The following is a 9,119-nucleotide window of genomic DNA, read 5'->3' on the forward strand; positions in this document are numbered from 1 at the left end:
TCTTGACGAAAGCGATCCGGCGGCCTATCTTGAAGTTATCTGCTCTAAGGCAATTCCGATGTGAGATAATCCCGAAATCCCGCCGCTTGAAGACGCCGCCCGTTGGCCGCCTTTTTTCCTGTTTTTGCGACCTGTTTTTATTTGATACATGCTCGGAACATCCATTGAACAAAAAGCCGACCCGTCGGCCGAACGCAAAACGCCCGCTCAGCGAGGGCGGCGAACGTTTGCGATCATCTCGCACCCCGATGCCGGTAAGACCACGCTGACCGAAAAGCTCTTGCTTTACGGCGGTGCGATCCGCGAAGCGGGTGCGGTAAAGAACCGCCGTGCCGAACGAGCCGCCACATCCGATTGGATGGAACTTGAGCGGCAACGCGGTATCTCCATCACATCCACCGTTTTGCAGTTTGAGTACGACGGCTTTCACCTGAATCTGCTCGACACACCCGGCCACCACGATTTCAGTGAAGACACCTACCGGACGCTGGCCGCCGCCGACAATGCGGTGATGCTTGTGGACGCCGGAAAGGGGCTCGAGACGCAGACCCGCAAGCTCTTTGAGGTTTGTCGGCTCCGCGATATCCCGATCTTCACCTTCATCAACAAGCTCGACCGCCCGGCTCGGCATCCGATGGAACTGATCGATGAGATCGAGATGGAGCTCGGCCTGAAGGTGTTCGCTGTGACCTGGCCGATCGGCGATGGCGACACCTTTCGCGGGATCTACAACCGGATGACCGGAAACGTTCATCTCTACGACCGCAATCCGCGCGGCCGGAAACAAGCCGAGGAAACGATCATCGCCCTCGATGATCCGCGGCTCACGACGTTCATCGATGAGAAAGAGCTTCAACAGTTGCGAGATGAGCTTGAGTTACTTGACGGTGCGGGTTCATCACTCGACCGCGAACTTATCCTCAGCGGCCAGAAGTCTCCGGTCTTTTTCGGGAGTGCGATGACGAATTTCGGTGTCGAGCCATTCCTCGATGCCTTTCTCGACAGGTCCGCACTGCCGGGCGCTTCATAAGAGCAATTTGGGCTTGATCGAACCCACGTACCCGGAATTCACCGGCTTTGTCTTCAAGCCGCAGGCGAATATGGACCCGCGACACCGCGACACTCTGGCATTCGTCCGCGCTTGTTCGGGCCAGTTTGAAAAGGACATGAATGTGACGAATGCGTGACGGGCAAGAAGGTGCGGATTACGCGGCCGCAAAGGTCTTCGCCCGCGACCGCGAATCGCTCGAAGAGGCCTTCGCCGGCGACGTCATCGGCCTTAGCAATCCCGGCTTTCACCATCGGCGATACCCTATACCGGGCCGCGGGTCGTCTTTCCGCCGATTCCTTCGTTCTCGCCGGAGCTTTTGCCAAGTTCAGAATACTAATTCATCGCTTGCCAAGAAATTTGTGAAGGGCGTTGCCCAGTTGCAAGAGGAAAGGCGATCCAGATCCTGCAGCCCTATCACGGCGGATCCTCGCAGGAACCGGTGCTTGCCGCGGCCGGCGAGCTTCAGTTCGAGGTCGCTCAGTATCGACTCCGACCGAGTACGGCGTCGAAACGCGGCTCGACCGCCTTTCTTTCGTCGCAGCCCGATGGGTGAATGTCGATTGGAACGACCTGCTCGCAGTGGACGGCCTTTCCGAAACCGACCTTACATAGGATCAAAACGATCGGCCGGTGTCCCTTTCGCAGCCGTTGGCACCTGCAGCAGATCGAGAAAGACCATCCGCACTCAAACTCGCGCTGACCGACCAGCCGATGGAGCCTGCCTCGTGATCGCTAAATGGTGGACTAGACTCATTGCAGTCCCGATTAGATATCGAAATTAGCCATCCGGTTTGTTAAACTAAACCACGGCGGCGGTGCCGGCGAATACAATGGGTATGAAAGTTCTAATTGCGGACGAATACGGATTTTGCTTTGGGGGTCGAGCGGGGGTCGAGATGGTCGAGGAGTCTGTCCAGAAGGGCGAGACGGTGAGAACGCTCGGGCCGCTCATTCATAATGAGCAGGAGATGAAGCGGCTGGCCACCGAAGGCGTCGCGACCATCAGCGAGCCGGTGCAGATCACCCGCAGCGAGACTGCCGTTATCCGCGCCCACGGCGTTACGCCGGATGTTCAGAAGGCACTCGAGAGCAGGCCGGCAAGGTCGTCGATGCGACCTGCCCGTTTGTCACCCGCGTTCAGCGGCTTGGCCTCGCGAGCGGCCGCACAGGACCGCCACGTCGTCATCGTCGGCAGTTCCGACCACCCAGAGATGATCGGCGTCAAAGGGTACGCCCTGACCACGCTTTCATTATCAAAGACGAGACCGAGGTTGCTACGCTGCCGTGGCTTCGCAATCCGCTCGTCGTCTCACAAACGACCATCAAGGCAAAAACATTTTTCGACACCGCCGAGGCCGTAAAGACCAGGACCGACGACGAGGTCGAGGTGGTCAACACCATCTGCTCCGCGACCCGCGATCGGCAAGACGCTGCCCGTGCACTCTCGGAATGGTCGATGCTTTTACGTAATCGGCGCGACTCACTCGTCAAACAGCGTAAAGCTGCACGGCGTCTGTAAAGAAAGCTGCGAGAAGAGTTTCTGATCGAGACCGAGGACGACATCAACCCCGATGACCTTGCGGGCGTGAAAACGGTCGGCGTCACAGCCGGTGCCTCAACGCCCGAGTGGCTGATAAAACGGGTCGTCGAGCGGCTCAGATCGCTCGGGGCCGAAGAGGAAAAAGAAACATGGGGGACTTGAGAAAGGCCGGGCGACAAACCCGGCCTTCTTTAATTTAAATCGACCGAAACCTACGGAATGATCAGGGTCTGCCCGACAGTACGCTGTTCGGGCTCGAAAGCCGGTCGCGGTTGGCGTTGTAGATGTCCATACCGCGCCGAGGTTCCGTAGAACTGGCGGCTGATCGAGCCGAGCGTATCGCCCGGCCGAACAATATAGGTCCTCGCACGCCGGCGGAACTTCATACCGGCCCTCCTCGGTGCCGACCTCGGTGAACCGCGGCAGCGAGATCGCACGGTTCAGGTAAACCCCGAACTCAGTTCCCGATTTGACCTCGGCATCTTCGCCTTTTGTTAGCCGCTCGCCCAGCAAGCCGGCTCCGGCCTCCGATTATTCCGCCGATCAGAGCGCCCTTGCCGCCGCCGATCGCCGCCCAGGCACAGCACCGCCAGCACCACCGCCGCCGATGAAGATGATCTTGCGATTCTTCATCTTGTCGCCGCTTGCTGTGCCTTCGGTGTCGCTCTTGGCGTCATCGCTGACGATCTGTAAGCGAGCCGTTGATCGCCCGCTTTGTTCCGTTCGGCAGTTTCTTCGGTAAAGCTGACGTCGATCGTGCGGGGTCGCCGCCGCGTTCGGCCTTCCTTACAGCATCAACCCGCTAATGACCTCGCTCCCAACCGGGATAACGACAACGCCATTTGTCGAATAGACCGGCTCCCGGACGGTGGTGGTAAAATTGTCTCCGACGCGCGCCGTTTTCGAGCTAAGCGTTTCGTTCATCCGCACGCGGAAACGTGTTCCGGCATCGACCTCGAAACGTCTGCGAACGCTGCGCAAGCACATCCGTGCCGAGGGCCAAACGGCATCATCGCCGCTACGCCTGCGGCAAAGTTCCATTCACAATTTTTCTTCATAGTTTCCTCCCAGAAAGGCCGCCGCATGTCGTAGGCTTTCCCTCCAACAAATGCCACGGCCGCATTCCTTGAACAATTCTCGGATAAGAGGTATTTTACCAGATATCCGTTGATGCGATGTGAATTTTTGTCGGGAGTTTTCTGAAACTTTTCGGATTGCGTATTTGTGTGAACGACAACTGAAGTTCGATTCATTCACACCGCTCCGAGTCCCCGGCCCGATAAGCCGGGGTTTGTTCTGAGGGCCGAGGTTTTAAGCCTCGTTTTCCAGCGCCAATATTATGTACCTCGTCCGCGAAACGTTCCTGCTTTTCGGACTGAATCTTCTAGATGCGCTTCTTGACGCTGATCTAAGTACGAAACGGCGTTGCCGAAGAAGGAAACCGGTTGATGGCGGAATTGCTCAATATAAGCGATATCGCATTCCTCTCTGGGAAACTCGCAGTGGGGCTATTGCGGCGGTCGTCCTGTTGAAATGGGGCTATTACCGGATCGCGAAGGTCGGCGTCGCGATCGCGTTGGTGCTTTACGTCGGGCTGATGGGAATTCATCTTCTGACCGGCCTGACCGCGGCCGGAATGGTCTCGAACGGGACCGTTAGCGGCACCTTCGCCTTTTTCAAGCCCGTCATCGCCCTGTTTTTCGGCTATCGCCGTCCTGCCGGAAACCGATCCGGCATCATTTTCGTAATCCATACGCACAACGCCGTTTTATGAATTTGGCATCAAATGCGTAAGATATTTTTTTGTTTGGAAATCATACAAGATGAACACAAAACCGGTCTATCAGCTTTCAGCACGACAAATAATCCTCCTCGGGTTGTCACCGCCTTTGCGGCGGTCGGCATCACGGCCGCGATCCTTTTTAGCTACAGCTATTGGCGGCAAACTCGCCATCTGCTGCTCAAGCTTAAACAACATCGAGGTCTATAAAGCGATCGCTCCCGGCGTGGCATTCATTAATACGACATCATACACGCAGAGCTGGTGGGGCGATGTTCAGGAAGGCCGCGGCAACGGTAGCGGGTCCGTGATCGATGCTCAAGGCCATATCCTCACCAATTATCACGTCATCGAAGGTGCCCAGCGTATAACCGTCAATTTTGGCGGCGACCGCGTCTTTCCGGCAAAGCTCATTGGCGGCGACCCGGACACCGACCTTGCCGTGATCAAGATCGACCCGCCGGCGAGCGGCCTTACCGTCGTCGCTCTTGGCGACTCGGACAAGCTTGAGGTCGGGCAAAAGGTGCTCGCCATCGGCAATCCGTTCGGGCTTGACCGCACGCTGACGACCGGCGTCATCTCCGGCCTTCAGCGGCCGATCCGTGCCCGCAACAACCGGCCGATCGACGCCGCGATCCAGACCGATGCCTCGATCAACCGCGGCAATTCGGGCGGGCCGCTGCTCGATAAATTCGGCCGCATGATCGGCATCAACTCGCAGATACTTTCGCCCGCCGGCGGCTCGGTCGGCGTCGGGTTTGCGGTGCCGGTCAATACGGCAAAGCGGATCGTGCCGCAGCTCATTCAGTTTGGCGAAGTTCGCCGGCCAAGCGAGCGCCGAGCTTCGTCCGGTCGCAGAATACGTTGAGCGGCTATCGTCTTCCGGTCGAGAGCGGCTTGCTTGTCGGTTCGGTCATCCCGAACGGCCCTGCCGCAAATGCCGGCATCCGCGGGCTGATGCGCGACGGCGATGGCTCGGTCCTGCTCGGCGATATCATTCTCTCGGTCGATGGTGAAGAGATGAACACGCTCGACGACATCTATCGCCTGCTTGACCGCAAGCAGTTCGGCGACACGGTCAACGTTGAGATCTTCCGCGGAGGCCGCCGCGAGACCTTGCCCTTACGGCTAACGCCGCCTCCGGCACAGGGCCGCACGACGCGGCGGACGCAGTAGTTCCGCTTCGGGATGAAAGAAACGAACGATTTCTTTAACGACGGATTCGGCTGGGTTTGCAGGCATTGCCATAGCGAACTCAGCCGTTCTGCATCCGACGAAAGCGACTCGCTTTCCCGCCTGATGACCGAAGGTGAGGCCGAGGCAGAGCACCGCGGCTTACCAACGAGAAGCCGGCAAAATGGGCTGACCCCGAACGCCGCGCTGATGTGCTTCGCGATGCGGCATCACCGAACTGATCGACATTTTCTGAACCCGCCGTCCGTTGTGCTAGATTGAAATTGATGTACAAGAAGGAATTGGACGCCGCGATCGAGCGGCCAGGAAGCCGGGCGGGCACTCGAGCACTACCGCAACGGCTTTGAGACGGAAAGCAAGATCGGTGTTGACAGCCACGAAGAACCCGTGACGATCGCTGACCGCGAGGCCAGCCGAATCATCGTCGAGCGGCTTGCCGATGCCTTTCCCACGACGCAATACTTTCAGAAGAAGAAGTTGACCAGGTTGAAAGGCTTTCCTTGAGAGGGTTTGGATCATTGACCCGATCGACGGAACCTCCGGCTTCGTAAAAAAAGACGGCGACTTCGCCGTACAGATCGGGCTCGCCGTCGCCGGCGAACCGGTCGTCGGAGTGGTGCTGCTTCCCGTCCGCGACGTCACCTGTGTCGCGGCCCGCGATGCCGGTGCGTTCGGGAATCGGAAGGAAAGATCGAACGGCTGAGGACGTCCGGAAAGCTCCCGAGTTCGCTTCAATGCAGATGGCCGTTTCGCGGAATCATCGCAGCCCGAAGATCAATGCGATTCTTGCCGGGATTTGGTGTCGAGGCGAGATGCAGCGTGGCTCGGTCGGGCTAAAGATCGGGCTGATCGCCGAGCAAACCTGCGACCTGTGTATTCACCTTTCACATCGCACAAGCTCTGGGATACATGTGCCTGCAGATAATTCTTGAGGAGGCCGGAGGGCGGCTGACCGACCTTAGGGGAACGCCTTATCGGTATGATGTTCGGGACCTGCAGAATTGGGGCGGCATCGTCGCGACGAACGGCTGTGTTCATGCGACCACCATCGAACGGTCCGCCCGCGAATGCGTGAATTTAGAAGTGGTAAAATACAGGTCCTGAAGCGACAGATAAAGTTCACATTCCGAAGCAACTGTTTCTGGTGCATCGAGTTTCAAAGGAATGAGCGATCAATGAAATTTCCATGAAATTTTTTTTCGTTTCTAATCGTATCTTGGGCATATCTCCTTTTTCGCTCAACTTTCGATTTACGCTTTGTTCAGCACACCTGGAGGGCGGGCGCGCCACTCTGTCAAAAAAATCGGGACATCAGATTTGGTTGTTGGGTACGGTCATCGAGAAGATCCGTTCCTGGCTCAGAAATGGCGGGTTCCCATATCGATTCGTGTGTAGATAAGGTCTATAAAGATTGAAATTTGATAGAAACCGAAGTTGTAGCTGTTCCTTTGAGCCTGGGTCCTGGGTATGGACGAGCTACCCTGACAGGATAGTATATAATATTTGGTAGTACCCGGCTCGGACCTGATAAACCCTTGGGCACATTCTGGCCGTGTACGGTTCAAGAACCGCTCTAACCTTGATCTAGCTTTTCGATCGTTACCTCTTAACGGGGAGACTGAAACAGTAGTTTACGGACGTGCTTGCAGTGGTTAGCTCAGATTGGGCATCTACGCGAACTCGAAAGCACTCGGTAGCAAACGCGGGAAGTCTTTGGAAATGGGTCACAGAAATTGTCGGTACGTCGGGCGACGATGGATGGTTTGGTGCATTGGACCAGTTCCCCCGCCCGTATTTGATCAGCGGCACTTTCAGTCCATTTATTCTATTACAAGCAAGATTCACCAATTACGGTCACGAAGGGTGGATGTTATTTGGTCTTTCCTAACTGCGAGCAGATGTACGGACTGGTGGAAAGCAGCCGTTGACTATCCTTACAGACCAAGATGGACACCAGTCGAATCAGTTTCTGTCGAAACTCGAAATCCATGAATGGTATCAGACTTCTGATAGGGCACTGGTCAGAATGAATCGGATGTGATGTTCAGCTTTGAGGACCCAGGAGAGGGGATTAATTTTGTCCTTCACGACTCGTCTGGGATAGTCCTTATCCGCGAACGTATGTTCCCGGGGTTGAATTAAACATAACGCTCGAGGCGTTTCAGTTGAGCCTCGCGGCTCAGTCAGCGACATTCTTCTGGAATTGCCCTAAAAGCATAAGATCTTGTATTGCTGCAGTCAAAGTAGTTAATCAAAGATGGCTCCGCCGCCGGACCGAACCTGCTTGCGGCATTTACCAAGAATGGCCTATTACGCAACTTCTGGCGGCTTGGCGAGTCGGTTGGGAGTTGAGGGCTTCGGAGTTCAAAGTATATCAGGAGCGGACCTACGAATTCGGGGCTCGCCATTCGGCCGATGATCTCGACACTGATATTGAGAACAGACGCTTTGCTCGTTGCCGAACTCCATCGAACTGAGCCTCGGAAAGAAGGGGATGGTTGAAATAATCTCCTACGGCTAAGCGAGAAATCCTCGCGAATGGTGAAGAGTCATCTTTAAATACTGACAAGTTTTAAAATTGTCACTAAACACTTTGCCTCTAGACTCGCTGCAACCGGGATTGTTCCAGAATCCTCCGTCGCTGAGCAACCCTTGGACCTTTATATCCTACTTCCGCACCGACAAAGCTTTGGGACATATGTGCACCGCAGATGATTTTGGAGGAAGCTGGCGGACGGCTGACCGACCTTGGGAACGGGCCGTATCGGCAGCGACGTTCGCGACCTGCAGAATTGGGGTTGAAGAGTGGCGATTGAATGGTTTTGTTCACAAAGCGACGATCGAACGACTGCGGGCCGCTCCTTACGGATTTCTCGGCCGCGTTCAAGCTACAAACACAGGTCAGCTTAGTAAAGAGAATTACCGTGTAGCTTTCAGCGCGCGGTCTTCGCTGACCCGCTTTCTGCGCCTGAAAGCCCAGTATGTCGAAACCCCCTCGCGGGAAAGCTGGATGATCGAACGGCGATTATCGAAAGAGAAATGCCAACCACGCCTGCTTGCTCATCTGCGGGAAATAGATTCCGCGGAAGAAGAGCCGGCGACCAGATGGCCGATGCGTGTCTCTGATCGGTTACGGCGGATCGCTTTGATCGCTTCCCCAGTTACGTCAAATGTAGCTTCGCGACTAGGCGCGTTGGAAGTGTCTCTTCCTCAGCCTCTTCGATCGTCATTTTGAGCGGATTCGGCGACGAATGGGGCGAAGTCGAGCCAGTGCTTTCTTGGCTGGAGGCGGCTGAAGTTTTCTCGAGCCGTTTCATAGAGCGGCGTCGCTGGGAAAGGCGTAGCTGGCCAAAGACCGGAAGCCCTGGAGCCCAGTTGGGGATCTGATCGACGGTCCGTTCCGCGACCCCGACCGTGCTGGCCGTCTATTCTGCAAAATGAACGACGTGATCGCGTGGATATTTCGCTTTATGAGCCCATCAAGTACTTCGTATTTAATTCGTTGGCTGGGAGAATTGCTTGTTGATTGTCGGCTATGTTCCGCCGGGTCAATT

At 56.1% G+C, this 9,119-nt stretch carries 11 protein-coding genes and 2 pseudogenes; 11 read left to right on the forward strand and 2 right to left on the reverse strand.

Annotated features, from left to right (window positions below):
• The first annotated feature begins 148 nt into the window (after positions 1–148).
• The 3 genes and pseudogenes from IPM21_10850 (at position 149) to IPM21_10860 (ending at position 2,753) form a co-directional block, all read left to right on the forward strand.
• A pseudogene (locus IPM21_10850) lies at positions 149–1,663 on the forward strand (peptide chain release factor 3).
• 224 nt (positions 1,664–1,887) lie between these two features.
• The gene (locus tag IPM21_10855) at positions 1,888–2,412 is read left to right on the forward strand and encodes a hypothetical protein (GenBank protein MBK9164383.1); all 525 of its coding nucleotides are present in this window, start codon (positions 1,888–1,890) and stop codon (positions 2,410–2,412) included.
• A gap of 164 nt (positions 2,413–2,576) precedes the next feature.
• On the forward strand, positions 2,577–2,753 hold the full coding sequence (locus IPM21_10860) for a hypothetical protein (GenBank protein MBK9164384.1): 177 nt from the start codon (positions 2,577–2,579) through the stop codon (positions 2,751–2,753).
• A 50-nt stretch (positions 2,754–2,803) separates the two neighbouring features.
• Here the strand turns inward: IPM21_10860 and IPM21_10865 are convergent, their stop codons facing one another.
• Positions 2,804–2,977 carry a LysM peptidoglycan-binding domain-containing protein gene (locus IPM21_10865; GenBank protein MBK9164385.1) on the reverse strand — a complete coding sequence of 58 codons (174 nt, stop codon included), beginning with the start codon at positions 2,975–2,977 and terminating at the stop codon, positions 2,804–2,806.
• Positions 2,978–3,377: 400 nt separating this feature from the next.
• On the reverse strand, positions 3,378–3,632 hold the full coding sequence (locus tag IPM21_10870; protein ID MBK9164386.1) for a hypothetical protein: 255 nt from the start codon (positions 3,630–3,632) through the stop codon (positions 3,378–3,380).
• A gap of 298 nt (positions 3,633–3,930) precedes the next feature.
• Here IPM21_10870 and IPM21_10875 point away from each other — a divergent pair, with 298 nt between their 5' ends.
• From IPM21_10875 to IPM21_10910, 8 genes and pseudogenes are all read left to right on the forward strand, one after another.
• The gene (locus IPM21_10875) at positions 3,931–4,365 is read left to right on the forward strand and encodes a hypothetical protein (protein ID MBK9164387.1); all 435 of its coding nucleotides are present in this window, start codon (positions 3,931–3,933) and stop codon (positions 4,363–4,365) included.
• 49 nt (positions 4,366–4,414) lie between these two features.
• On the forward strand, positions 4,415–5,239 hold the full coding sequence (locus IPM21_10880) for a trypsin-like peptidase domain-containing protein (GenBank protein MBK9164388.1): 825 nt from the start codon (positions 4,415–4,417) through the stop codon (positions 5,237–5,239).
• A complete protein-coding gene (locus IPM21_10885; protein MBK9164389.1) occupies positions 5,236–5,547 on the forward strand; it encodes a PDZ domain-containing protein in 312 nt (103 codons plus the stop codon). The genes IPM21_10880 and IPM21_10885 overlap by 4 nt, the downstream gene beginning before the upstream one ends.
• A 12-nt stretch (positions 5,548–5,559) precedes the next feature.
• The gene (locus tag IPM21_10890) at positions 5,560–5,826 is read left to right on the forward strand and encodes a hypothetical protein (GenBank protein ID MBK9164390.1); all 267 of its coding nucleotides are present in this window, start codon (positions 5,560–5,562) and stop codon (positions 5,824–5,826) included.
• A gap of 99 nt (positions 5,827–5,925) precedes the next feature.
• Positions 5,926–6,268: pseudogene (locus IPM21_10895) on the forward strand (hypothetical protein).
• Entirely contained in the window at positions 6,231–6,497 is a 267-nt protein-coding gene (locus tag IPM21_10900) for a hypothetical protein (protein ID MBK9164391.1), read from the forward strand. The pseudogene IPM21_10895 and the gene IPM21_10900 overlap by 38 nt, the downstream one beginning before the upstream one ends.
• Positions 6,475–6,669 carry a hypothetical protein gene (locus IPM21_10905; GenBank protein ID MBK9164392.1) on the forward strand — a complete coding sequence of 65 codons (195 nt, stop codon included), beginning with the start codon at positions 6,475–6,477 and terminating at the stop codon, positions 6,667–6,669. Before IPM21_10900 ends, IPM21_10905 begins: the two co-directional genes overlap by 23 nt.
• A 1,607-nt stretch (positions 6,670–8,276) precedes the next feature.
• Entirely contained in the window at positions 8,277–8,381 is a 105-nt protein-coding gene (locus IPM21_10910; GenBank protein MBK9164393.1) for a hypothetical protein, read from the forward strand.
• The last annotated feature ends 738 nt before the right edge of the window (positions 8,382–9,119 follow it).

The organism is Acidobacteriota bacterium (assembly GCA_016716435.1).
Classification (GTDB): Bacteria; Acidobacteriota; Blastocatellia; order Pyrinomonadales; family Pyrinomonadaceae; genus OLB17.

Bases quoted from the DNA above. Each gene is read 5' to 3' on its own strand.
- IPM21_10855 (MBK9164383.1), top strand. From the start codon at position 1,888: ATGAAAGTTCTAATTGCGGACGAATACGGATTTTGCTTTGGGGGTCGA.
- IPM21_10865 (MBK9164385.1), bottom strand. From the start codon at position 2,977: ATGAAGTTCCGCCGGCGTGCGAGGACCTATATTGTTCGGCCGGGCGAT.
- IPM21_10870 (MBK9164386.1), bottom strand. From the start codon at position 3,632: ATGGAACTTTGCCGCAGGCGTAGCGGCGATGATGCCGTTTGGCCCTCG.
- IPM21_10875 (MBK9164387.1), top strand. From the start codon at position 3,931: ATGTACCTCGTCCGCGAAACGTTCCTGCTTTTCGGACTGAATCTTCTA.
- IPM21_10880 (MBK9164388.1), top strand. From the start codon at position 4,415: ATGAACACAAAACCGGTCTATCAGCTTTCAGCACGACAAATAATCCTC.
- IPM21_10890 (MBK9164390.1), top strand. From the start codon at position 5,560: ATGAAAGAAACGAACGATTTCTTTAACGACGGATTCGGCTGGGTTTGC.
- IPM21_10905 (MBK9164392.1), top strand. From the start codon at position 6,475: ATGTGCCTGCAGATAATTCTTGAGGAGGCCGGAGGGCGGCTGACCGAC.
- IPM21_10910 (MBK9164393.1), top strand. From the start codon at position 8,277: ATGATTTTGGAGGAAGCTGGCGGACGGCTGACCGACCTTGGGAACGGG.